Origin of the sequence: Duganella sp. Root198D2, assembly GCF_001428585.1 — a bacterium.
Taxonomy (GTDB): domain Bacteria; phylum Pseudomonadota; class Gammaproteobacteria; order Burkholderiales; family Burkholderiaceae_D; genus Rugamonas.
In genome coordinates, this window is record NZ_LMIC01000018.1 from 39264 (window position 1) to 62096 (window position 22833).

General features: G+C 63.6%; 20 protein-coding genes. 15 read left to right on the plus strand and 5 right to left on the minus strand.

The annotated features are described in order from the left end of the window. Positions 1-4: 4 nt before the first annotated feature. The 5 genes from mobB to ASE26_RS16775 are packed head-to-tail and all read right to left on the minus strand — an operon-like array spanning position 5 to position 3655. Positions 5-526 carry a molybdopterin-guanine dinucleotide biosynthesis protein B gene (gene mobB / locus ASE26_RS16755; protein ID WP_055936933.1) on the minus strand — a complete coding sequence of 174 codons (522 nt, stop codon included), beginning with the start codon at positions 524-526 and terminating at the stop codon, positions 5-7. After that, a complete protein-coding gene (locus ASE26_RS16760) occupies positions 523-1296 on the minus strand; it encodes a general secretion pathway protein GspB (protein WP_055936930.1) in 774 nt (257 codons plus the stop codon). Before ASE26_RS16760 ends, mobB begins: the two co-directional genes overlap by 4 nt. A gap of 1 nt (position 1297) precedes the next feature. Then, positions 1298-2986 carry an ExeA family protein gene (locus ASE26_RS16765; RefSeq protein WP_055936927.1) on the minus strand — a complete coding sequence of 563 codons (1689 nt, stop codon included), beginning with the start codon at positions 2984-2986 and terminating at the stop codon, positions 1298-1300. Between the two features lie 9 nt (positions 2987-2995). Beyond that, positions 2996-3469 carry a hypothetical protein gene (locus ASE26_RS16770; RefSeq protein ID WP_055936924.1) on the minus strand — a complete coding sequence of 158 codons (474 nt, stop codon included), beginning with the start codon at positions 3467-3469 and terminating at the stop codon, positions 2996-2998. Further along, positions 3470-3655: a hypothetical protein gene (locus ASE26_RS16775; protein ID WP_055936922.1), complete on the minus strand. Its 186-nt coding sequence runs from the start codon at positions 3653-3655 to the stop codon at positions 3470-3472. A gap of 193 nt (positions 3656-3848) precedes the next feature. Here ASE26_RS16775 and ASE26_RS16780 point away from each other — a divergent pair, with 193 nt between their 5' ends. From ASE26_RS16780 to ASE26_RS16850, 15 genes are all read left to right on the plus strand, one after another. Further along, complete coding sequence (locus ASE26_RS16780; protein ID WP_055936918.1) at positions 3849-5213, plus strand: GIN domain-containing protein; 1365 nt, start codon at positions 3849-3851, stop codon at positions 5211-5213. A gap of 285 nt (positions 5214-5498) precedes the next feature. Continuing rightward, complete coding sequence (locus tag ASE26_RS16785) at positions 5499-6368, plus strand: BadF/BadG/BcrA/BcrD ATPase family protein (protein ID WP_055936915.1); 870 nt, start codon at positions 5499-5501, stop codon at positions 6366-6368. Positions 6369-6428: 60 nt separating this feature from the next. Then, positions 6429-7106, plus strand: coding sequence for a GntR family transcriptional regulator (locus ASE26_RS16790; protein ID WP_055937541.1), 678 nt, complete (start codon positions 6429-6431; stop codon positions 7104-7106). Then, positions 7103-8215, plus strand: coding sequence for an N-acetylglucosamine-6-phosphate deacetylase (gene nagA, locus ASE26_RS16795; RefSeq protein ID WP_055936913.1), 1113 nt, complete (start codon positions 7103-7105; stop codon positions 8213-8215). Before ASE26_RS16790 ends, nagA begins: the two co-directional genes overlap by 4 nt. Next, positions 8205-9218 (plus strand): SIS domain-containing protein, encoded by a 1014-nt coding sequence (locus ASE26_RS16800; protein ID WP_057246592.1) that lies wholly within the window; start codon positions 8205-8207, stop codon positions 9216-9218. Before nagA ends, ASE26_RS16800 begins: the two co-directional genes overlap by 11 nt. Before the next feature lie 29 nt (positions 9219-9247). After that, positions 9248-10537 (plus strand): ABC transporter substrate-binding protein, encoded by a 1290-nt coding sequence (locus ASE26_RS16805; protein WP_057246593.1) that lies wholly within the window; start codon positions 9248-9250, stop codon positions 10535-10537. Beyond that, positions 10534-11373, plus strand: coding sequence for a carbohydrate ABC transporter permease (locus tag ASE26_RS16810; protein ID WP_057246594.1), 840 nt, complete (start codon positions 10534-10536; stop codon positions 11371-11373). The genes ASE26_RS16805 and ASE26_RS16810 overlap by 4 nt, the downstream gene beginning before the upstream one ends. Then, complete coding sequence (locus tag ASE26_RS16815; protein WP_055936901.1) at positions 11370-12173, plus strand: carbohydrate ABC transporter permease; 804 nt, start codon at positions 11370-11372, stop codon at positions 12171-12173. Before ASE26_RS16810 ends, ASE26_RS16815 begins: the two co-directional genes overlap by 4 nt. Further along, the gene (locus ASE26_RS16820) at positions 12170-13657 is read left to right on the plus strand and encodes a glycoside hydrolase family 3 protein (RefSeq protein ID WP_057246595.1); all 1488 of its coding nucleotides are present in this window, start codon (positions 12170-12172) and stop codon (positions 13655-13657) included. Before ASE26_RS16815 ends, ASE26_RS16820 begins: the two co-directional genes overlap by 4 nt. Before the next feature lie 16 nt (positions 13658-13673). Next, a complete protein-coding gene (locus ASE26_RS16825; protein WP_055936895.1) occupies positions 13674-14963 on the plus strand; it encodes an MFS transporter in 1290 nt (429 codons plus the stop codon). Between the two features lie 3 nt (positions 14964-14966). Continuing rightward, positions 14967-16064, plus strand: coding sequence for an ABC transporter ATP-binding protein (locus ASE26_RS16830; protein ID WP_057246596.1), 1098 nt, complete (start codon positions 14967-14969; stop codon positions 16062-16064). A gap of 95 nt (positions 16065-16159) precedes the next feature. Next, entirely contained in the window at positions 16160-17455 is a 1296-nt protein-coding gene (locus tag ASE26_RS16835; RefSeq protein WP_055936889.1) for a M48 family metallopeptidase, read from the plus strand. A 164-nt stretch (positions 17456-17619) separates the two neighbouring features. Then, complete coding sequence (locus ASE26_RS16840; RefSeq protein WP_057246597.1) at positions 17620-19314, plus strand: PoNe immunity protein domain-containing protein; 1695 nt, start codon at positions 17620-17622, stop codon at positions 19312-19314. A 14-nt stretch (positions 19315-19328) separates the two neighbouring features. Then, positions 19329-19847 carry a hypothetical protein gene (locus tag ASE26_RS16845; protein WP_055936882.1) on the plus strand — a complete coding sequence of 173 codons (519 nt, stop codon included), beginning with the start codon at positions 19329-19331 and terminating at the stop codon, positions 19845-19847. A 101-nt stretch (positions 19848-19948) separates the two neighbouring features. Then, the gene (locus ASE26_RS16850; protein ID WP_057246598.1) at positions 19949-22831 is read left to right on the plus strand and encodes a type VI secretion system Vgr family protein; all 2883 of its coding nucleotides are present in this window, start codon (positions 19949-19951) and stop codon (positions 22829-22831) included. The last annotated feature ends 2 nt before the right edge of the window (positions 22832-22833 follow it).

The following is a 22833-nucleotide window of genomic DNA, read 5'->3' on the forward strand; positions in this document are numbered from 1 at the left end:
AACTTTAGGCTTGGCGCGGGATTTTTTTAATCAGCCAGGCCAGCACGCTGTCTGGACGATTCAGGTCGAGCCATTGCAGGCGCGGTGGCAGGCCTTCCGGGGCGGGCTGGTCGGAAGCGACGGCGACAATGGTGTGATCGTCCAGGTAACGCGGCGGCTGGCCGGCGAGGGGGCGATAGACTTCAAGCTTGTCGATTTGCCATGCATGGAAGCCTTCGACCAGGGTCAGGTCGGCGGGTTGCAGGCGCGCCAACTGTTCGTCGGCTCCCGGTTCGTCGGCCCCGCGCAGTTCGTGGATGATGGCGAAACGATATGGCGAGGCGATCATCACTTCGGCCGCGCCGGCGTGGCGGAAGCGGGCGCTGTCTTTCCCTGGCGGCTCGAGCTCGAAGTCGTGGTGGCTGTGCTTGATGACGTTGACTTTCCAGCCGCGTGCGGCCAGCTCGGTGACCAGGTATTCGATCAGGGTGGTTTTACCGCTGCCCGAGGGGCCGGTAACGCCAACGACGTTCTGCTTGCCGCTCATAACGGCACCCGGTAGCGGTAGCCGCGGAAGCTGAAGACTGCCTGCTTGGGCTGGAGTTTATCCAGGATCAGGCCGGGGGCGACTTCTTCGCCTTCCCGGCGCAGGACTTTGTCGATCAGCAGCAGGCGATCGGCGGGGTTCTTCGAATACATGTAGCCACCAAGGGTGATTTGCGGGATGGCGCGCTGGATTGGCTCGGGGAGCTCGCGCAGGGATTGCACTTGTTCTTCTAGCGGGGCCGGTGCCGGGGCCGTTGCGCGGGCTGGCGCAGGGGCTGTTGCGGGAGCCGGCGCAGCAGCTACGCTTGCCCCGCGCGGCGCGCTTCCAGCTTGCTTGGTGGCGGCTGGCGCAGCGGCGTGCGGCGCGGCGCGGGTGTCGGCGACGCGCTGGCTGGCTGCTTGCTGGACGGCCGGGGTCGCGGCCTGTTGTGCAATGCCAGTGTCAATGGGTGGGGGCGCGGCAGCGACAGGGGCGGCGGGCGCTGAAACTGGTGGCTGCGCAGGGGCGACGATGGCTGCGGCAGTTGCCGCGGGGGCAGCTGCGACGGCGGCTGGCGGCTGGTTGGCTGCCGGCTGCTGGCGCACCAGCATGATGGCGAGGCCGGCGATGGCGGCGGCCATCAGTGCCATTGCTGCGATCACTGGCACGCGCCTGCTGCGCGCGCCCTGCCCTGCCGATACGCTGGCCAGCGCGGGTGCATGGATGGTCGGGGTGCTGCCGATCTGGCGTTCGGCCTGCGCCTTTTTCAGTGCTTCGAGAATGTAGGACATATTATTTACCCGCCTCGGCCAACAGGTGCGGCTCGGTCTCCCTGCCCGGCTGCGACAGGCGGATGAAAGTTCTTGGTCCCGCCACGCCGTCGGCCTTCAAGCCTTGGGCAAGCTGGAACTCGCGCAAGTATCGCAAAGTTTCACCGGATAGTGGCTGGTTTTCTCGCGGTTTCTTGACCCCGTTCACCTGCGCCAGGCGACGCGCCAGCCAGTCGACGTCCGGCCCCTTGTCACCTTCGCTGACTTCCTCGCGCCAGGAGCGCGGCACACGCCAGAACGTGGTGAAGGAACCGTCGAAACGGGCATCCAATGCGTCGAGCGGGACCTTTTCGCTGCCGCGTGTGCCCACCAGCGTGGCGCTCTTGTCGTCGAGGGCAGTCAGCAGGACGTTGCGCGGCACCGCCTGGCCGTCGCGCAGCTTGATGATGACGGGACGGTCAAGCTTGCGGATTTCCTCCAGGCCGCCCTTGGTTTGCATGCAGCGCAGGTTGCGCTTGGCCGCTTCGGCACAGCCCTCTCCTTCGGGCAACGCCACCTCCCACTTTTCAGCCAGCTGGATCAAGGCGGCATCCATCGTCAGCCAGGCCGGCGCAGCGGCTTGCGCGGCTGTGGGCATGGCCGGCGCGGCGGCTGCTTGCGGCGCTGCGCTGGCCATGGTTTGGGGCGCAGCAGCCGCACTCGCTGCAGGCGCGGCAGCAGCTTGCGAAATCCGCCCGGTCGCTTGCGCGCTACGGGCAGCCGCGGGCGGCGCGGCGGCAAGCCCGCTGGCGGCTGGCGTCCGCACGGCTGGCATCATCTGCCACGCGGCGGCGGCCGTCAGCGCGGCGCCGGTCAATACGCCGGCGGCAGCCACGCGCCATGCGCGCGACTTGATGGGCGCGCTCTCGCCCGCAAACACTTCCTGCGCCGCGCGGCGCAGGATGGTGGCATTCACTTGCGCGCGATTTTCAACGTAAGTGCCAAGCAGCGCGCGGTCGCACAACAGGTTGATCCTGCGCGGTACGCCTTTGCTCAATTGGTGGATGCGGCGCAGCAGCCCGCGCGGGAACAGTTCCACCGCGCCAGCGCCAGCCACCGCCAGCCGGTGCTGGATGTAGCTGCCGACTTCCGCTTCGGACAATGGCCCCAGGTGGTAGCGCGCAATCACGCGCTGCGCCAGCTGTTCGAGTTCAGGCCGCGCCAGCATCTGGCGCAGTTCCGGCTGGCCGATCAGGATGATCTGCAGCAGCTTGCGCTCGCTGGTTTCCAGGTTGGTCAGGAGGCGCAGCTGTTCCAGCACATCGGCTGACAGGTTCTGCGCCTCGTCGATGACCAGCACATTATTATGGCCGGCCGCGTGGGATTCCAGCAGGTAGCTGTTGACCGCATCCACATACGATTTGACGCTGGCCCCCTCCGGCGCCACGCCGAATTCATCGCATACCGACTGCAGCAGTTCTTCCACCGTCAGCTTGGGATTGAAGATATAGGCCAGGCGGCAATCGGCCGGAATCTGCTCCATGAAGCAGCGGCAGACGGTGGTCTTGCCGGCACCGATTTCGCCGGTCAGCAGCACGAAGCCGCCGCCGCTGCCCACGCCATACAGGAGGTGCGCCAATGCTTCGCGGTGCCGTTCGCTCATGAACAGGTATCGCGGGTCGGGGGCAATCGAAAACGGCTGCTGTTTGAGGTTGAAGTATTGCGTGTACATGGTCGGCGCTTAGCGCAGCGCGGGCGGCAGTTGCTTGAATTTTGCGCAGTATATCTTGGAGCGCGTGTTGAAATAGACGATGCGGCTGCCTGGCTTGGACTCCCGCACCGGATAGCGCGAGGTGTCGATTTTCGCATAGGCTTGGCCATCCTGGCGAAGGATGGCCTTTTCCAGCTCCTCCGGCGTAGTATCGGTCACGGCGCCGACAAAGCTGTAGGGGAAGCTCTCGTCGCTGATGATCACCTCCAGCACGGGAAAGCCCCACAGGATCGCGTCATTGGTTCGGAACCAGTAGGCCCCGCCCTCGCGCTTGTAGGGGCGCCCGAAGTACTGGCTGAGGTAGTCGAAAAAGTAACGGTTGGAGGTCTGGTCGCGGCACAGCAAGCCGTTGCCGAGCACGTCGCCGAAGTGGGAAGGCGGCGCTGCCTGCGCCGCGAGACTGGCAGCCAGCAGGCCCGCCGCCGTAAGGAAGCGCCGCATCATTCAGAGCTTCTGCATCCAGGCGCGGTTGGCACTGATCTTGGCCTTGGCCGCGGGAGGCAACGCTTCGTAGCAGCCAGGGTATTGCTTCAGGGAACCTTCGCGGACTTCCTTCTGCAAACCATTGATCAGGAACACGTATACCGTTCCACCCTGGTCGGTCTTTTTGGTCCCTAAGTACTTGATCATAAGTGTCTCTCCTGACGAGCATTATGACATTTCAAGGCGAAATCACAACTTTTTGGCCGGTACCGTGTGCATTTCAGTAGCGGAAAAATGCAGTTGGCGCCTCGTTTTTGCGCGTCTGTCTTTTTCCGCCGCGGCGGCAAGGCCAATTCGCATATCGTTGCAGCATCACCAATCCTGAACAGTGACAATCAAAATGAATAAGCTGATCACCTACGGCGCCGCTGTTTCCCTGATCGCGCTGGGCGTCACGGCCCTGCATGCGAGCCCTCCGGACAGCGAAAAGAAGGCTGATTACACCCCGACCAGGGAAAACCGGCCGGTGGCGGCGTTCTCGCGCATAGAAGTTGACGGCCCTTATAAGGTGCTGATCAACGCCCAGGGCGCGCCGGCGGTGGAAGTCAGCGGCCCGAAACGCCAGGTTGAGCAGCTTGAAACCGTGGTCCAGGGCGATACCCTGCACGTGCGGCCGCTGCGCCGCAACCACTGGGTGTTCAGCTTTGGCAAGCAGCGCGAGCCTGTGATCGTAAAAATCAGCACCAGCGGCCTGAAAGCCCTGAGCAACAGCGGCAGCGGCGACGTGGAACTGGAACGCGTGGAGGGCAGCGACTTGAAACTGATCTCCACCGGACCGGGCGACTTCAGTGCCTCCGGCAGCGCCACCGAATTGACCGTCAAAGCCAGCGGCAGCGGCGACATGCACCTGCACCGCATGCGTACCGCCAACTTCAACCTGGTGATGACCGGTCCTGGCGACGTCAGCGCACCGGCCATTACCGGCGACCTGAACGCGGTCTTGTCCGGCTCGGGCGACCTGGAGGCGGGCGATGTGCGTGCCAACAAGGTGAATGCCGTGCTGAGCGGTCCCGGCTCGGTGGAATTGCGTGGCAGCAGCCGCGATATCCGCGTCGAGATTTCCGGCTCGGGCGACCTGGAAGCCTGCAGCCTGCAGGTGGAAAACGTCAGCGCCATGCTGAATGGACCGGGCGGCGCCTGCCTGAACGGCCAGATCAAGAAGTTCGACGCCGAAGTGCATGGTTCCGGCGACCTGGAAGCGCGCGGACTGCAAACCCAGAATACCCGCGTCAGCCTGAGCGGTCCCGGCGGCATGAACCTGTCCGGCAGCAGCGAAACCCTGAGCGCCGATGTCAGCGGCTCCGGCGACCTGGACGCCAAGCAGCTCAAGGTGGCCAAGGCCATCGCCCGCAGCAAAGGGCCCGGCAATATCTACCTGAGCAAGGTAAGCGATTCGCTGGATGCCGACGTACGCGGCTCGGGCGAGCTGCATGCCGAACCGGAATGCAAGGACGTCAAAGTCACCATGAGCGGTCCAGGCGGCGTGCAATTGCGCGGCTGGACCAGCACCCTGAATGCGCAGGTGACCGGCTCCGGCAGCCTGGATGCGCGCGACATGCTGGCCAAACAGGCCGAAGTCAATGTACGCGGCCCGGGCAACGCCACGGTCAACGTGGAAGGCAAGGTCGCAGCACAGGGCCAGCAACTGATCTCCGACAAACAGCGTGTGGTGACGGTCGACCGTCGCGGCGCCCACGCTGAATGATTGACGACATCGCTGCTGACGCCTGAGGCGCCGGCAGCGATTAGCTTTTTCTCCCTATTGCCCGGCCACGTGCCGGGCTTTTTTTCGTCTCTATTGCAACTTTGGCACCACAGTCCATACCAAAGTGCATACCATTCCAGCCAGCGCAATTTCACATACAAATCAACGACTTGTCTTTGCATATCGACGTTTACCCGCAGACCTAAACAATACCAGTTAAATACCTGTTGACAAGCTGGTGTGCTCCTCATATAGTCGCCACAGTTCTTTTCAACCCTTGAAAAAATGATCGAATTCCTGATAGGCGTCGATGGCGGCGGCAGCGGTACACGGGTACGCCTGGCGCGTGCCAACGGGCAGTTGCTGGGCGAAGGCCAGGCCGGTCCATCCGCCCTGCTGCACGGTATTAAGAATGCGTGGGCCGCCGTTGAGGAAGCCACTGCGCGCGCCTTCGAAGCGGCCGGCCTGGCGCAACCGGCGCGCGAGCACATCGCGATTGGCCTGGGCCTGGCCGGGGTGCACAACAAACAATGGGCCGCCAATTTCGTGGCCGCCAATCCTGGTTATGCCGCCGTGGCCCTGGAAACCGATGCCTTTACCACCGTGCTTGGTGCGCACGAAGGCCAGCCGGGCGCCATCATCGCGCTGGGCACCGGCAGCGTGGGCGAGATTCTGCATGCCGATGGCTCGCGCCATGAAGTGGGCGGCTGGGGCTTCCCATCCGGCGATGAAGCCGGCGGCGCCTGGATCGGCATGAAGGCGATCAACCATGTGCAGCAGGTTACCGATGGCCGCGTGCCCGGCAGCGCCTTCTCCCAGGCAGTGGCCGATGCTTGCGGCGGCAGCCGTGACCGCATCCAGGTCTGGCTGGCCAATGCCAACCAGACCGCCTTTGCGCAACTGGCGCGCGTCGTCCTGCAGTTTGCTGGCAGCGATGCGACCGCGCACGGCATCCTGTCCGCGGCAGGCCAGCAAGTGGCGCTCATCGCGCATGGCCTGGACCCGAGCGGCACCTTGCCGATCGCGCTGTGCGGCGGGCTCGGTGAACCGCTGCGCGCTTTCCTGCCGCCTGCCCTGTTGCAGCGGATTGTTCCACCCAGGGGCGATTCGGCCGCGGGTGGCCTGCGCCTGATCCAACAACATTTGAAGGAGTAGCCCGTGCTATCCCAGTTGAGCGATTTCCGGCCTGACGCCGACAGCGACACCCCTCTGTACATGCAGTTGGCTAACAAGCTGTCCGATGGCATAGCGAGTGGCGACTGGCGCGCCAACGAAGCGCTGCCGTCCGAGCGCGTGCTGTCGGAAATACTCAATATCTCGCGGGTGACTGCGCGCAAGGCGATCGACATGCTGTGCGCGCGCGGCATGCTGACGCGCCGCCGCGGTTCCGGGACTTACATCACGCCCAAGCTGGAACAGCCGCTGTCGCGCCTGACCAGTTTTTCGGAAGAACTGCGCCAGCGCGGCTTTACTGCGGGCTCGCGCTGGCTGCAGCGCGAAATCGGCATTGCGGCGCCGCTCGAGCTGTTGTCGCTCGGCCTGTCGCCGAACATGCCGGTGGCACGCCTGAAGCGCCTGCGCACGGCCGATGACGTGGTGATGGCGATCGAGACTTCGACCATTCCAGCCATGTACATGCCCGACCCGGGCACGGTGCACGGCTCCCTGTACGGCTACCTGGAAGCCGGCGGCAATGTGCCGATGCGCGCGCTGCAGCACATCCGCGCCATCAACGCCAATGCCGAGCAAGCCCGCCTGGCCAATATCGCTCCCGGCACCGCCATGCTGCACATCACGCGCGTGAGCTACCTGGAGAGCGGCGCAGCGGTAGAACTTACCCACTCCTACTGCCGGAGTGACTATTATGAATTTGTAGCGGAGTCGCGTCGATGAACCAGGCAATCAAAGGTAATATCCTGACACCGTCCGGCTGGCTGAACGGAACCATTTCCTTCGGCGAGCGGATCGAGGACGTCGCGGGCAGCGGCAGCGACCCGAAATCAAACAGCGACGACTACATCCTGCCCGGCTTCATCGACCTGCACGTGCACGGCGGCGCCGGCAAGGATGTGATGGAAGGCGGCGACGCGGTGCATGCGATTGCCGCGATCCACGCGCGCCACGGCACCACCTCGATGCTGGCCACCACCATGACCGCGCCGCCGGAGGATATCGACGTGGCGCTGGCCGCCATTGGCAAGGCGGTGCGCCAGCGCGGCAAAGGCGAAGCCCGCGTGCTGGGCGCCCACCTGGAAGGTCCGTATATCAATAGCGGCAAGCTGGGTGCGCAGCCGAACTTTGCGCGCGCCGCCACGATCGAAGAAGTGCATCGCCTGGAAAAGCTGGCGCCGATGCGCGTGATCACCGTGGCGCCGGAGATTTCCGGCCACCTGGAACTGGTGCGCGACCTGGCCGGCCACGGCGTGCGCGTGCAGATCGGCCACACGCTGGGCTCCTATGAAGAAGGCGTGGCAGCACTGGACCATGGCGCCACCGGCTTCACCCATTTGTTCAACGCGATGAGCGGGCTGCACCACCGCGAGCCCGGCATGGTCGGCGCCGCGTTGGCGCATGCCGAATTTGCCGAACTGATTCCCGATCTGCTGCACGTGCACCCGGGCGCAATCAAGGGCGCGCTGCGCGCCATCCCGCGCCTGTACTGCGTGACCGATTCCACCGCTGCCACCGGCATGCCGGATGGCGAGTACATGCTGGGCCGCCACATCGTGCATAAATGCATGGGCGGTGTGCGCCTGCCCGACGGCACCCTGGCCGGTTCCACGCTGACGCTCGACCAGGCCCTGCGCAACCTGGTCGGGCTGGGCCTGGACCTGGCCGACGCCTCCAAACGAGTTTCCACCCATGCAGCCGATTACCTCGGCCTGCAGGACCGCGGCCGCCTGGCACGCGGTGCGTATGCCGACCTGGTCGTAATGGACCGGGACTTGAAACTGAAAGCCGTTTATATCGAAGGAGAACGTTGTGACCTCAATGATGCTTAAAGAAGCCCTGTCTGCCGCCGACTGCGTGGAACAGCAGTTGGCGAACGACACCGACCGCTACGCGGAACTGGGCCGCAAACTGAGGAGCACTCCGTTCAACTCCGCGTTGACCGTGGCCCGCGGCAGCTCGGACCATGCCTGCAACTACATCGCTTACCTGATCATGTCGCGCCTGGGACGGGTGGTGGCTTCGCTGCCGATGTCGCTGGTAACGCTGCACAAGTCGCCGCTGATTACGCGTGACACCCTGGTGGTGTCGGTCTCCCAGTCCGGCCAGAGCCCGGACGTGGTGGAGCCGATCCGCTACTTCCGCGACGGCGGCGCCACCACCGTGGCGCTGGTCAACGATGCCGATTCGCCGCTGGCGCATAGCGCCGAATGGGCAATGCCGCTGCGTGCCGGCAAAGAGCAAAGCGTGGCTGCGACCAAGAGCTTCATCACTTCCCTGGTCGCCGGCGCGCGCATGGTCGCGCATTGGCAGAACGATCCTGAACTGCTGCAGGGCCTGGCGGCCCTGCCCGAAGCGCTGCGCGCAGCCTGCAACGTGGACTGGACGGCGGCCATTGAAGTGCTGGCGCCGGCCCGCAACATCATGGTGGTTGGCCGCGGCATCAGCTTCCCGGTTGCGCTGGAAGCCTCGCTGAAATTCAAGGAGACTTCGGCCCTGCAGGCGGAAGCCTTCTCCGGCGCCGAGATCAAGCACGGCCCGATGGCGCTGATTGAAGAAGGCTATCCGCTGCTGATTTTCGCAACGCGCGGCCCGACCCAGGCCGGCTTGCTGGCACTGGCGGAGGAGATGCGCGGCCGCGGGGCGCGCGTGCTGCTGGCGGCGCCGGAAGACGTGGCAACGCGCGACCTGACCTTGCCTGTGGCGGCAACACCGGATCTTGATCCGATCGTCGCGATCCAGGCCTTCTACGTGATGGCGGCCAAGCTGTCCGCAGCGCGCGGCCTGGACCCGGATCGTCCGCGTCACCTGAACAAAGTCACCAAAACCCATTGATCCACTGAGATTCCAGCGCGCGGCCATCGATGAAGAACAGTCTCCTGCTTGCTGCATTGATGGCCGTTGCCGGCGCCGCGCTCGCGACGCCGGCGCAGCGCATCGAGTTCTGGACCTTCAGCATGAAGCCGCGCTTCACGCCTTATTTCGAGGACGTAGTGAAGCGCTACGAAGCGGCCAACCCTGGCGTCAAGCTAGAATGGGTCGACTTCCCCTGGGATATTATCCAGACCAAGCTGGTGACACGCATCGTGGCTGGCAAGCCGCCGGCGCTGGTCAACCTGAATGTGCCATGGGCCGAAGAGTTCGCGCGCGACGGGCTGCTGACGCCTGTCGATGCGATGCTCGGCGGCGAACGTCCGCGCTACCTGGCCAGCGCATTGCAGGACCTCTCCTTCGGCGGCAAGACTTACGGCTTCCCGATGTACAGCAATGTCGCTGTGATTGCCTACAACCGCGACATCTTCCGTGCGGCAGGCATTGCTCGGGCGCCGCGCAACCTCGATGAACAGCTCGCTTTCGCGCGCCAGATCGCCCAGCGCACCGGCAAGGCGGGGCTATGCCCTGCCCTCGCAAAAGTCGATGGCTTGATGCTGCAGCAAGGCTTGCCGGTGCTGGCTGGCGGCCGCGCGGTGTTCAACTCCCCTGCGCACGTCGCCTTTGTGCGCAAGCTGGCCGAGACGTATCGCGCGGGCGGCCTGCTGAAAGACGGCCTGTTTGCGGAGGATAACTTCCCGCCTGCAGTGGAAGCTTACAAGAGCGGACGCCTTGGGATGCTGCTGGCGCCGCCGACGGCATTGAAGCGCATCCAGGCCGATGCGCACGAGGTGTATGCGATTACCGATGTGGCGCCCGCACCGCTGGGGCCGACCGGGATTGCCGATGGCGGCTGGCTGATCCACTTCGGCGTACCGGCGCGCGTGCCGGCCGGGGATTTGCCGGGCATCGGCAAGTTCGCACGCTTTCTGACCAGCGACGCGAACCAGCTGGAATTCGCCCGGCAGGCCAGCGTATTTCCCGCTTCGGCGCAGGCTGCCAATGATCCCTTCTTCACCGTGGTGCCGCCCAATGCCGGCGCGGCAGAGAAAGCCGTCGCCGCCGGTGCCGTGTCCATGCCCTACTCGCGCACCATGTACGTGGCCGGCATCGAAGACTACGACGAACTGCGCCGCGCGCTGGCAAAAGCCGTGGAAGCCGGCGTCACCGGCCGCCAAGACATCCAGCAAGCGCTGGACACCGCCGTCGCTATCTGGAACCGCAAATTGTCCACCCCGGGGTCAGGAACGAAAGTGGACATTTCGCGGGGGAATGCGCGATGAGGCGCTCGATTGCGGCTTGGCTGTTTTTGGCGCCGGCGCTGGTGCTGCTGGCGGTTTTTGCGTTCTGGCCGGTGCTGTTTGGGTCGGTGCTGGCGTTCACCGACTTTTCGCTGGTGCGTCCGACCCATTGGGTCGGCTTCGACAACTTCCGCTACATCTTCAACAACGAGATGTTCGTCACCGGCCTGAAAAATTCGCTGTTGTTCCTGCTGATCGTCCCCTGCGTGCAGCTCGGCGCAATGGCGCTGGCGGTGATGGTGAACAACCAGCTCCCCGGCATCAAGCTGTTCCGCGCCGCTTATTACGTGCCGGTGGTGACGACCGTCTCCGTGGTCGGCATCATGTGGGGCTTCATGTTCCACGAACAGGGCGCGCTGAATTACATCCTCGGCACCAACATCGGCTGGCTTCAGGATGATACCTTTGCGCTGGCCGCGATCATGTTCGTCACGCTGTGGCGTGGCCTGGGCTGGTATATGGTGATGTACCTGGCCGCGCTGCAGTCGGTGCCGCAGGAAATGCAGGAAGCCGCCATCCTCGACGGCGCTTCACGCTGGCAGCGCTTCTGGCATATCACCGTGCCGATGCTGCGCCCCACCATCATGGTCTGCACCATCCTGTCCGTGCTGGGCGCGCTCAAAGCCTACCAAGAGGTCGACGTGCTGACCCAGGGCGGCCCGATGAATTCCACCTTCACCGCCCTGTACTACGCCTACGACCAGGGCCTGAAGCACCTGAAGCTGCCGCGCGCCCTGGCTGCGAGCTTCATCGTCTCGCTGATCTGCATCGGCATCGCCCTGCTTTGCCTGCGCTACCTGAAGCCAAAGCACCGATGAAAAAGACCGCACAATACCTTCTGCTGGCCGCCATCGCGCTGCTCTGCATATTCCCGTTCTGGTGGACGCTGGTCACGGCGCTGTCGACTGAGGGCAATATTTTCTCGTACCCGCCGACCTTCTGGCCGAAGCAGCCATCGCTGGAAAACTTCGCGGAGGTATTCCGCGTGATCCCGATCTGGTCTTTCCTGAAAAACTCCATCCTGATCACCGCCTTTACCGTACTGTGGAAACTGGTGCTCTGCTCCATGGCCGCCTATCCTCTGGCGCGCCTGCATTTCAAAGGCAAGAAACTGGTCTTCGGGCTGATCGTCGCGACCATGGTGCTGCCGTCCGAAGTCAACTTCCTGGTCAACTTCATCACGGTGACCGAACTGGGTCTGGTCGACACCTACTCCGGCGTGATCCTGCCGAACGTGGTGAACGCGGTCGCCATCCTGCTGCTGAAGCAAGCGTTCGAGGAAGTGCCGCAGGACCTGGTCGATGCCGCCCGCGTCGACGGCGCGTCCGAATGGACCATCTTCACGAAAATCATGCTGCCGCTGGTCGCACCATGGCTGGCGACCGTCGGCATCCTGACCGCCGTCGAAGCCTGGAACGAGTACATCTGGCCTTCGATCGTGATGAGCAAGCCGGACGAATTCCCGCTGTCGGTAGGCGTGCTGTATTTGCGCGGCACCTTCGGCAGCAGCACGCGCGTCATAGCGGCAGGTACCATCATCACTATTGTGCCGACACTGGCGGCATTCCTTTTCACCCAACGTTACTTCATGCGCGGCATGGACGGAGCAGTTAAATGAGCACACAAGAATTACGAAAAATCGCGGGACAACTGATCATGATCCGCTTCCCCGGCACAGTGCTGGAGCCGGCGACGGCAGACTTCATCCGCGCCAACGGCATCCGCGGCGTGTGCCTGTTCCGCGGGAATATGACCGACTCCGCGCAGCTGGCCAAGCTGACCGCCGACCTGCGAGGCGCCATGGGCCCGAATTCCCTGATCGCCATCGACCAGGAAGGCGGCGCCGTGGTGCGCTCGACCTGGGTCCCTGCGCCGCCAGCGGCGATGGGCCTGGGCGCCGCCAACGATACCGACCTGGCCTACCGTACCGGCGCCGCCGTCGCGCGCGCCGCCAAGTCGCTTGGTTTCAACTGGAACTTCGCGCCCGTGCTGGACTTGAACAACAATCCGAACAACCCGGTGATCGCCGAACGCTCCTTCGGCGCCGAACCGCAGCGCGCGGTGGAACTGGCCATGGCCTGGATGGCCGGCAGCCATGCCGAGGGCGTAGCCTGCTGCGTCAAGCATTTCCCCGGCCACGGCGACACCCACGTCGATTCGCACCGCGACCTGCCGACCGTCGACAAAGCGCTGCCCGAACTGGACCTGCTGGAACTGGCGCCGTTCCGCGCCGCCGCGCCGGTGGCGCCAGCCATGATGACCGCCCACATCGTCTACCCGGCAATCGACCCTGACAATCCGGCCACCATGTCGCCCGCCATCCTGGACGGCATCCTGCGCAAGCAATGGAACTACAAGGGCATCATCATCACCGATGGCATGGACATGCATGCCATCGCCGGCCGCTACGGCGTGGGCAATGCTGCCGTGCGCGCCCTGCTGGCCGGCGCCGACATGGTGATGGCGCTCGGCACCACGGAAACCCAGGATGAAACCCTGGACGCCATTGCGGCCGCTTTGGCCGACGGCTCCCTGCCGCAAGGCGCCGTGGAGGAACGCCTGGCGCGCCTGAACGCCCTGGCGCAAGCCTACCCTTGCCAGCAGCGCTCCTATAAAGAAGATGCCGCCGACCGCGCGATCATGGCCGAAGGCTGGCGCCGTGCGCTGACGGCGCGCGGCAACCCACAGCGCCCGGCAGCGGGCAGCAGGCTGCGCCTGGTGGTGCGGCAGGACGTGGTGAGCGACGGCGTGTCCGAAGCGGGCGTACCGGCAGCCGGCGTGGCCGCCTCGCTGGGCAAGCTGTACGACGTGGAACTGCTCACCTTCGCCGACGCCAACACTTTCGACTGGTCCTCGCTGCCGCAGGATGGCCGCTTTACCGTGCTGGCCTCCACTTCCCGCCTGCGCTACGGCGACAACGCCCGCAACAACTGGAAGCCCGACCTGCATCTCGCGCTGTGGAATCCCTACCAGGCGCTGGACATCCAGTCCCCCGCCCTGATGACCTACGGCTTTGCCGCGCCCGCGCTGGAAGCCATCAACGCCTGGCTGTCGGGCGAACTCGAAGCCACCGGGCGCTGCCCGGTTCCCGGCTTTGCTTGAAGCTTAAGGAGACAAGATGGACGCCGCACGCAACAACCCGCTGAAGTGGATTCCCACGCTATACCTGGCGCAGGGCCTGCCCTACTTCGCCATTGCCCTCGTCTTCGGGCAGATGATGAAGAGCATGAATATGTCGAACGCGGAGATCAGCCACTGGCTGGCCTTCCTCGGCGGCGCCTGGATTTTCAAGCCATTGTGGAGTCCCTTCCTGGAACTGGCGTCCAGCAAGAAGCTGGTGGTGGTCAGCTTGCAGCTGTTCGGCGGCGTGTGCCTTGGCATGGTGGCATTGGCATTGCAGTTCCCGTTCTGGCTCAGCGCCAGCATCGGCGTGCTGTTCCTGGTGTCGATTGCCTCGGCTACGCACGATATCTCCTGCGACGGTCTGTACATCGCCAGCTTGAACAAGAAGGCCCAGGCACAGTATGCCGGCTGGACCGGCACCTTCTTCAACGCCGGGCGCTTCCTGGCGCAGGGCGGCTTGCTGATGCTGGCCGGTTACCTGGAAAAGACCCAGGGCGTCACTTCCGCCTGGACCGTCATCTTCGGCATCCTCGGCCTGACCATGTGCGCGCTGGGCGCCTACAACTTCTGGGCGCTGCCGCTCAGCCCCAACGCACGCATGGACGACCATACTGTGGCGGGCGTAGCGCGCACGCTGAAGGAAGTGATCCTCGACTACTTCCGCAAACCGGGCATCTGGGTTTCGATCCTGTTCATCATCCTGTTCCGCGCCGGCGAGGCCCAGGTGCAGACCATCGGCCCGCTGTTCCTGCGCGAAGCACGCGAAGCGGGCGGACTTGGCCTGAGCACGACCGAAGTGGGCGCCGTGTACGGCACCAGCGGCACTATCGCCTTCATCATCGGCTCCATTGCCGGCGGCTACTTCACTTCCTGGCTCAGCCTGCGCCGCGCCATCCTGTTCCTGATCCTGGCGGTGAACCTGCCCAACCTGGTGTTCTATTACCTGTCGCATGCGCTGCCGACCGACCTGACCCTGATCGGCGTCGCGCTCAGCGTCGAGATGTTCGGCTACGGCTTCGGTTTCGTCGGCGTGATCCTGTACATGATGCAGGTGGTGGCGCCGGGACGCTACACCACCGCCCATTACGCCTTCTCCACCGGCGTGATGCAGCTTGGCTTCGTGCTGTTCCGCTGGATCAGCGGCGACATCCAGATGGCGCTGGGTTACAAGAACTTCTTCCTATGGGTGCTGGTGGCCGCGATCCCGGTCACTATCCTGTCGCAGTTCATCCCGATGGAGTCGCGCGAACAGGCCAGTGGCGAAGCCGTGCCCGAGGCAGCCTGACCCATGGCGTCGGTCTCGCTGCGCAACATCGCCAAGCGCTATGGCGACAATACCCCGGTAATCCAGGGCATCGACCTGGATATCGCGGATGGTGAATTCACCGTGTTCGTCGGCCCGTCCGGCTGCGGCAAATCGACGCTATTGCGCATGATCGCCGGGCTGGAAGAGATCAGCGGCGGGCAGCTGCGCATCGGCGGCCGGATCGCCAACAACGTGCCGCCGGCGCAGCGTGGACTGGCGATGGTGTTCCAGTCCTATGCGCTCTATCCGCACATGACGGTTTATGAAAACATGGCTTTCGGCCTGAAGCTGGGCGGCATGCCGGCCGCCGAGGTGCGCGCGGCGGTTGAACGGGCCGCCGTCACGCTGCAGATCGGCCACCTGCTCAATCGCAAGCCGAAGGAGCTGTCCGGCGGCCAGCGCCAGCGCGTGGCGATCGGCCGCGCCATCGTGCGCAAACCGCAGCTATTCCTGTTCGACGAACCGCTGTCCAACCTGGATGCCGGGCTGCGCGTGCAAATGCGTTTGGAAATCGGCCGCCTGCACAAGGAACTTGGCACCACCACCATCTACGTGACGCACGACCAGGTGGAAGCGATGACGCTTGGCCAGCGCATCGTGGTGTTCAACGGCGGCAAGGTGGAACAGGCCGGCACGCCGCAGGAGCTGTATAACAGGCCGGCCAACCTGTTCGTGGCCGGCTTCCTGGGCGCGCCGCGCATGAACTTCATCCCGGCTGAAGTGATCGCCCTTGGCGCCACCCATGTCGCGGTACTGCTGCCGGGCGGCGCCATCGTCGAAGTGGCAGCCCTGCCCGGCGACATCGAGCGCGGCAGCCGCGTCACGCTTGGCGTGCGTCCGGAGCACCTGCAATTGCGCGAAGAAGCTTACAATGCCGCCGCTGTAGCGATCAGCCATGTGGAGTACCTTGGCGATCAATCGATTGTTTACGCTGCCTTGCCCGGCATGCAAGAGGCGCTGGCGGTGAAACTGGCGCAGGATTGCCCCGTTCCCGCCTCCGGTGCGCCGGCCTCGCTATTCCTGCCGCCGGAGCGCTGCATGCTGTTTGCGGCCGATGGCGCGGCTTTCTGCCGGCCCTGAGAAATCGTTACAATTGGCTACTTCAGAAAAGCGGTCCCATGACAAAATTATGGGAGAATAGACGTTTGCCTCAATCACAAGAAGGATCACACACCATGACCCAACATCGTTTCGCACGTATCGGCCTGCTGCTGGCAGCCATCGGCCTGGGCGCAGTCCCGGCGCTGGTCCAGACCGCCCACGCGCAAGACAAACAGGCTGCCGCCAGTGCTCCACAAGAGACCGTGCGCAAAGAAATGGTCAAATTCCTGGACGGTAAAGTCCTGAGCCCCCTGCTGGATGCCAAGAACTATGGCGAAGTGAACGCCTTGCTGGACCAGGCAGATGCAATGCCGAACAAGACCCCTTACGAACAGTACGTCATCAACCGCATGCGCCTGGCCACTGCCCTGGGCGCTGGCAACAAGCCGAAGCTGATCGAAATGCTGGAGTACGTGCTGGCCTCCGGCCGCCTCGACAAACCTGAGCAAGCCAAGTTCACCCAGGCGCTGGCCGGCTACTACCAGGAACAGAAGAACTACCCGAAGACCATTGAAAACCTGCAGAAGTACGGCGAACTGTCCGGCGACCCGAAAGTGGCGCGCCAGATCATGGCGATCCGCTTCGAATCGGGCGACCACAAGGGTGTGCAAACCGACCTGCTGAAGAAGCTGAACGACAGCATCAAGGCCAACCAGCCAATGACCCGCGAAGAGCTGCACATGCTGGCCGACGCATCGCACCGCCTGAAAGACAAGGGCACCTACCTGACCGCGCTGGAAGGCCTGGTACGCTGGCATCCGCGTGACCGCTACTGGTCGGACATGCTGTACCGCACCCGCGGCAAGGAAAACTACTCCACCCGCTTCTCGGCTGACATCATCCGCCTGCAGAAGGTGGCCACCACCAAGATGGAAGAGCAGGACTACCTGGAACTGGCCGAAGTCGACCAGCTGGAAGGCCAGTTCATCGAAGGCAAGGCAGCACTGGACGCCGGTATCGCCAACGGTGCCATCACCCAGAACGCCAAAGTCAAGAAGCTGAAGGCTGACCTGGACCGCCAGGCCGCGGACGACATGAAGAACATCGCCTCCACTGAATCTTCGGCCCGCAAAGGCAAGAACGGTACCGGCATGGTCAACCTGGGCTACGCTTTCGTCACTATGGGCCAGTACGACAAGGGCATCCAGCTGATCCAGGACGGTATCGCCAAGGGCGGCCTGAAAAATGCGGAAGACGCCAAGCTGCGCCTGGGCTACTCCTACGCAATGGCCGGCAAGAAGGAGGAAGCCATCAAGATCCTGGAAACCGTGCAAGGCGCCGACGGCCGTGCCGACCTGGCCCGCTACTGGATCCTGTGGGTCAACCGTCCATACCCGGCGACTGCTGGCGACGACGAAAAGCAAGGCTAAGCAAAACGCCTGAGCGTCTAAGCGATACAACAAAGCGGGAATGGCTTTCGGGCCCTTCCCGCTTTTTTTCGCACGCTACCCCCGATTCAATTGAATCGCTCTTGCCGTTCGCGAAATTCTAGGCTGTAATGGCGGTCCGCACCGTTACTGAAAGAGCAACACCCATGCACGCCCCGCTGTCAGAAAGCGACTTTCACCAGTCCCTGCGCGACCCCCTGCTTAGGTATTACGGCTACGAAGAGAATTTCCTGGACCAGCTTGAGACCTTCGAGCATGTGCGGGAACGCCTGCAGCAAGCGCCGGACATGATCTCGGCGATCCCCCTGTACAACCTGATGAACACCACCAAGCGCCTGGCGACCGATGCCAGCGCGTTCCTTGTCAACTGCTACAGCGGTGGGCACGACATCGTTCAACTGCAAGCTTTCTATGACCGTGCGGTCGAATACTGGGAAACCTACGCCCACTACAACAAAGCCTATAACGACAGCAACGATCGCGAGACGCCGTGGCCGCACGTGGCCCTGGCCGGGCCGGAATACCACCAGGCATTGACCATGGTTTGCCTCGGCATCCTGCTAGGCAAACAGGATGTGCTGCATCGCCTGGTGCCCCTGATCGATTACCTCAATGAAAAGCGCGATGCGCTGGTCGAGCGCCTGCTCAGCTGTTGCGTCGAAGGCCGCGATCCGGCGGTCAGCATCTGCCGCCGCAACCTGCCTTACTCCAAAGCGCTGCCGATCTTTGCCGCCCAGCCTTCCGAGCGGCCCGCCCTGATGGCGCAATACCTCGCAGAATGGTACGAGGCCAGCCGCCGGGAGAACTACTATGACCTGCACAAGTCGGGCTATCAGTTCGTCGGCTACTGGTCGTGGGAAGCCGCCGCCATCACCCTGGTGCTGGGCATCGACGATGCGAGCTATCGCCACCTGCCCTACTACCCGGCGGACATGGCCGCCTTCGCACGCCAGGCCAATGCCGGCAGGATGCCAGCCTACGTAGCGCCGGCTATCGAAGAAAGCGCCGAGCTGGCGCCGCCAGAAAGCATCGGCGAACTGGCCGAATACTGGCGCCACAAAAAGCTGTCGCCAGCCGATTTCGAACAGCGGCGCCGTTCCAGCCGCATGCGCTATGGCAGCTACGAAGAAAACCTGGTGCTCTTCACCGACAAGGTCTGTTACGACTGCGCCGACCAGGACCAGTACGACGGCGCACACTGGCTGGCATGGGAATCCGTGAATCACCTGCGCAACAGCTACAGCGCCGGCCATGCACTGGAGGACCTCAATACTTTTTTTCCGCTGGCTCTCAGCTTTTGGGAAAACTACGCGCGCTTCCTGGCGCCATTTACACCGTCGGAGGACGACGAGGACGAGGACTGCTACAAGCATTGGCTGGACCTGCAAGACGATGACTATCACACCGGCCTGTCGCTGGTGTGCTTCGCCATCCTGCTAGGCCACCAGGACAAGCTGGCGCGCATCATGCCGATACTCGACTACGGCAACCGCCGCCGCGACGCGCTGCTGGAGCACCTGGTTGCACCGTTCGTGGCGGGCCGCGAATCCCCGCCAAAGAAATGCACGCGCGGCAAGCCCTATTCGCAAACCCTGCCAATTTTTGTCGCGGCGCCTGAGAAGCGCCCCGCCCTGATGGCCGAATACCTGCAGGCCTGGTATGACATGAGCGAGGACGAGCCCTACTTCGGTACCAACCGCAAGGGCTTCCAATTCTTCGGCTACTGGTCCTTCGAAGCCGCCGCCATCAGCGTGCTGCTCGGCATCGACGACACTTCCTACCGCCACGATCACTTCTACCCGCGCGAGCTGGCCGACTTCGCACGCTCACGCACCGCATAAACCGGAGATCCACTTTGAAAGCCCCATTCCTTGGCGCGCTGCTGCTCGCCATTGGCCTGCCGCTGCACGCGCAACAAGCCATCACCCCGCAACGCGACATCACCAGCATTTCGGCGAACGGCATCGAGCTGAAAATGCTGTACACGGATATCGACAGGGGCAATCACACCCTGCGCACAATCACCTTCTTCCGCTCCAACGACAAAGGTCCCGCAGAGCAGATCCCTTTTGAGGTCAACGAAAAGTTCATACCGACGCTCCAGCTGAATGCGGGCGCCGACTGCGCCATCAGCGATTTTCGCGCTTTCAAGTCCAAGGCCGGCCTGCGTGTGATCTATGCCGAGCGCGAAGGCATGTGGGCGGACGACCGCCGCGTGACTTTTACGGTCATGGAACTGAAAGCAAATGACGACCAGGAATCGGTCGATGCGCCGGCCCTGTCCTTCCGCCAGGTCAACAAGTTCACCAGCCAGCGCAAATTCTGCGACGTCAACCAGGCGCTGGATGCGGAAGCCGCACGCTTGAAGAAATGACTTTCATTTTGCAAGTATAGCGATTCAATTGAATCTCTCTTGCTTCAAAAGAACTTCTAGGCTGTAATGGCGGTCCGTATGGTTATCTAAAACACAATCTCATGCTGGACCGCCTCACTCAAGATACACGCCTGCTGCGACTGACCACGCCGCAGGGCGCCGCGCAGCTATTGGTCGAATGCGTGCGCGGAGAGGAGGCGATCGGCAAACCCTTCGCCTTCGATATTTCGACGCTGTCCACCGACGCAGCGATCCCGCTCAAGTCCCTGCTTGGCCAGCCGGCTATACTGGAGCTGGTGACCGCCGCCAGCAAGGAAGCGCCGCGCCCATTCCACGGCCATATTACTGCCATCGAGTTGAGCGGCTCCAACGGCGGCCTGGCGCGCTACACGGTGCGGCTGGAGCCCTGGACGGCCTTCCTCGCGCAAAACCGTGACAGCCGTGTTTTCCAGGACCTGTCGGTATGCGACATCCTCGATGCCGTTTTGGGCAGCTGGCAAGGCCAGGGCAAACTGGTGCCCGAGTGGCGTTTCGAACTGGCCGACCGCGCAGCCTATCCAAAGCGCAGCCTGTGCACCCAATACCAGGAAAGCGACTGGGCCTTCGCCGAACGACTGATGGCGGAAGAAGGCCTGTTCTATTACTTCGAACACCGCAGCGACGGCCACCTCCTGGTGATTGCAGACCACAATGGTGCCTTCCAGCCCAACGAGCAGGCAGCAGTGCGCTTCACCCAGGCCGGCGCCGTGATGCGCGAAGACAGCATGGACCGCTGGCGCATGCAGGCCAGCCTGCTCACCAGCGAAGTCGCGCTGCAAAGCTGGGATTACCGCACGCTGGACCAGCGCGCCGCCAGTGCAGCCAGTGCCGACGATGGCGGCATTCCGCTGTCCGCCCGCGATGTGCCAGGCGCCTATGCCTACAGCGGCCGCGAACACGGCCAGCGCCTTGCCGAACGCCGCCTGCAGGCAGTCGATGTCGCACGCAAGAACATGACGGGCGCCGGCACCGTGCGCACCATGGCCCCGGCCACGCGCTTCTCCCTGCAAGGCGAGCCGGTGACCGGTGACAGCGGCGACTTCATCGTCATCCGCGTGCTGCACCTGATGCACAACAACCTGGCCGCGCAAATGCGCTCGAATATCCAGCGCGAACTGGGCCAGGCCGCACTACAGCTGCTTAACGACGGCGACCTGGCCGAAAGCCGCCATGCAGTCGGCAACGCCATTGCCGAACGCCCGCTGTACCGCAACCGCATCGACGCCATCGAAGCTGCCCTGCCCTACCGCAGCGGGGCGCCATGGAAACGCCCTACCGTGCAGGGACAGCAGACCGCCATCGTGGTGGGCCCATCCGGCGCGCCGATCCATACTGACCGTGACCACCGCGTCAAGGTGCAATTCCACTGGCAGCGCGGCGACAGCAGCCATAGCCGCCTAGCGCCATCGCTGCAAGCAGGCGACAGTGGCGCTCCCGCCGACGACAGCGCCGGCACCTGGGTGCGCGTCGCCACCCCGCTGGCGCCGATTGCCGGCGCCAATTGGGGCAGCAATACCCTGCCGCGCGTTGGCCAGGAAGTGCTGGTTGACTTCCTCGAAGGCGATATCGACCGCCCCGTCATTATTGGCGCCCTGTACAACGGCGACGGCCAGGCCGACGCCCAACACAACAAGATCGGCGCAGGCACCGGCGCAGCCACCGGTAATGCGCCCGTATGGTTCCCCGGCGAGTCCGGCGGTCACGCCCACCCGGCATCGCTGTCGGGCCTGAAAAGCCAGGCCATGCAAAGCAGCCAGGCCGGCGCGGGCGCCTACAGCCAGCTGGTATTCGACGACTCGCCCGGCCAGTCGCGCGTAGCCCTGCAGCGCCACGCCAAGCCGCACCAGGGCACAGCTGAACTGAACCTCGGCCACCTGCGACACCAAAGCGACAACCAGCGCCTGCATGCTGTCGGTTTTGGCGCGGAGCTGAAGACCGAACATGCCCTCGCCCTGCGTTCCGGCCAAGGCATGCTGCTCTCCACTCACGCAGCGCGCGGCGCCAGCGGCAATGTGCTGGACGCACGTCCCGCCCAGAACCAGGTTGAAAGCGCGAGGCAACTGCAAATTGCCCTGGCCGAGCAGGCAAAGACCCACAAAGCCAACTTGCCGAAACAAGAGGAAGCCGACAAGCTGCCGGTGACCGAAGGCTTGCAACGCACCGCCGATACCCTGTCCTCGCGTGCAAACAGCGGCGCACCGGCTTTCGACGCTCCGCTGCTGCAGGTCGACAGCCCATCCGGTATCGTCGCGGCCACGCCTGCCGACGCACTGCTTGCGTCCGAAACGTCCAGCAGCGTGACCGCCAGCCAGGACATCAACTTCGCCGCGCAGGCGAACCTGCTGCATTCCTCCGCTGGTGGCATCAGCCTGTTCACCTACGGCAAAGCGGACGCCAAGGATAAGCCGAACCAGGAAACCGGCCTGCACCTGCACGCGGCGAGCGGGAAGTACAGCAGCCAAAGCCAGGATGCCGCGACCATGCTGACCGCCGACAAGGCAGTTGCCGTCGCCAGCATCAACGCCGAAGTAAATATCGCCGCCAAACAGCATGTGCTGCTTACGACCCAAGGCGCAGCAATACGCATCGAGGGCGGGAACATCACGCTGAATGCACCTGGCAAGGTCGAATTCAAGGCCAGCATGAAGGAACTGGGAGGCCCGTCGGATGGCAGCATTGGACTGCCGAATCTTCCTAAGCTCGCGGTAACGAACTATCCGGAAAAGTACAGCAATAGGTTGGACGTACACGATCTCTTCATCCAGCATGAACTGGCTGGGATCACTTACGCGGCTAAACGCACCGATGGGAAGGTTGTTCGGGGCTTACTGGATCAACACGGCCGAACCGATCAACTGTATGTCAAAGACAAAGAAAAAATTGAAGTCCTGGTTGGTCCTAAGCAGACTGAATGGGGTCTGATTTACGACTACGACGACGAGTAAGA

Coding starts and splice junctions, on each gene's coding strand:
- mobB (WP_055936933.1), bottom strand. CDS start 526: ATGAGCGGCAAGCAGAACGTCGTTGGCGTTACCGGCCCCTCGGGCAGC.
- ASE26_RS16760 (WP_055936930.1), bottom strand. CDS start 1,296: ATGTCCTACATTCTCGAAGCACTGAAAAAGGCGCAGGCCGAACGCCAG.
- ASE26_RS16765 (WP_055936927.1), bottom strand. CDS start 2,986: ATGTACACGCAATACTTCAACCTCAAACAGCAGCCGTTTTCGATTGCC.
- ASE26_RS16770 (WP_055936924.1), bottom strand. CDS start 3,469: ATGATGCGGCGCTTCCTTACGGCGGCGGGCCTGCTGGCTGCCAGTCTC.
- ASE26_RS16775 (WP_055936922.1), bottom strand. CDS start 3,655: ATGATCAAGTACTTAGGGACCAAAAAGACCGACCAGGGTGGAACGGTA.
- ASE26_RS16780 (WP_055936918.1), top strand. CDS start 3,849: ATGAATAAGCTGATCACCTACGGCGCCGCTGTTTCCCTGATCGCGCTG.
- ASE26_RS16785 (WP_055936915.1), top strand. CDS start 5,499: ATGATCGAATTCCTGATAGGCGTCGATGGCGGCGGCAGCGGTACACGG.
- ASE26_RS16790 (WP_055937541.1), top strand. CDS start 6,429: ATGCAGTTGGCTAACAAGCTGTCCGATGGCATAGCGAGTGGCGACTGG.
- nagA (WP_055936913.1), top strand. CDS start 7,103: ATGAACCAGGCAATCAAAGGTAATATCCTGACACCGTCCGGCTGGCTG.
- ASE26_RS16800 (WP_057246592.1), top strand. CDS start 8,205: ATGATGCTTAAAGAAGCCCTGTCTGCCGCCGACTGCGTGGAACAGCAG.
- ASE26_RS16805 (WP_057246593.1), top strand. CDS start 9,248: ATGAAGAACAGTCTCCTGCTTGCTGCATTGATGGCCGTTGCCGGCGCC.
- ASE26_RS16810 (WP_057246594.1), top strand. CDS start 10,534: ATGAGGCGCTCGATTGCGGCTTGGCTGTTTTTGGCGCCGGCGCTGGTG.
- ASE26_RS16815 (WP_055936901.1), top strand. CDS start 11,370: ATGAAAAAGACCGCACAATACCTTCTGCTGGCCGCCATCGCGCTGCTC.
- ASE26_RS16820 (WP_057246595.1), top strand. CDS start 12,170: ATGAGCACACAAGAATTACGAAAAATCGCGGGACAACTGATCATGATC.
- ASE26_RS16825 (WP_055936895.1), top strand. CDS start 13,674: ATGGACGCCGCACGCAACAACCCGCTGAAGTGGATTCCCACGCTATAC.
- ASE26_RS16830 (WP_057246596.1), top strand. CDS start 14,967: ATGGCGTCGGTCTCGCTGCGCAACATCGCCAAGCGCTATGGCGACAAT.
- ASE26_RS16835 (WP_055936889.1), top strand. CDS start 16,160: ATGACCCAACATCGTTTCGCACGTATCGGCCTGCTGCTGGCAGCCATC.
- ASE26_RS16840 (WP_057246597.1), top strand. CDS start 17,620: ATGCACGCCCCGCTGTCAGAAAGCGACTTTCACCAGTCCCTGCGCGAC.
- ASE26_RS16850 (WP_057246598.1), top strand. CDS start 19,949: ATGCTGGACCGCCTCACTCAAGATACACGCCTGCTGCGACTGACCACG.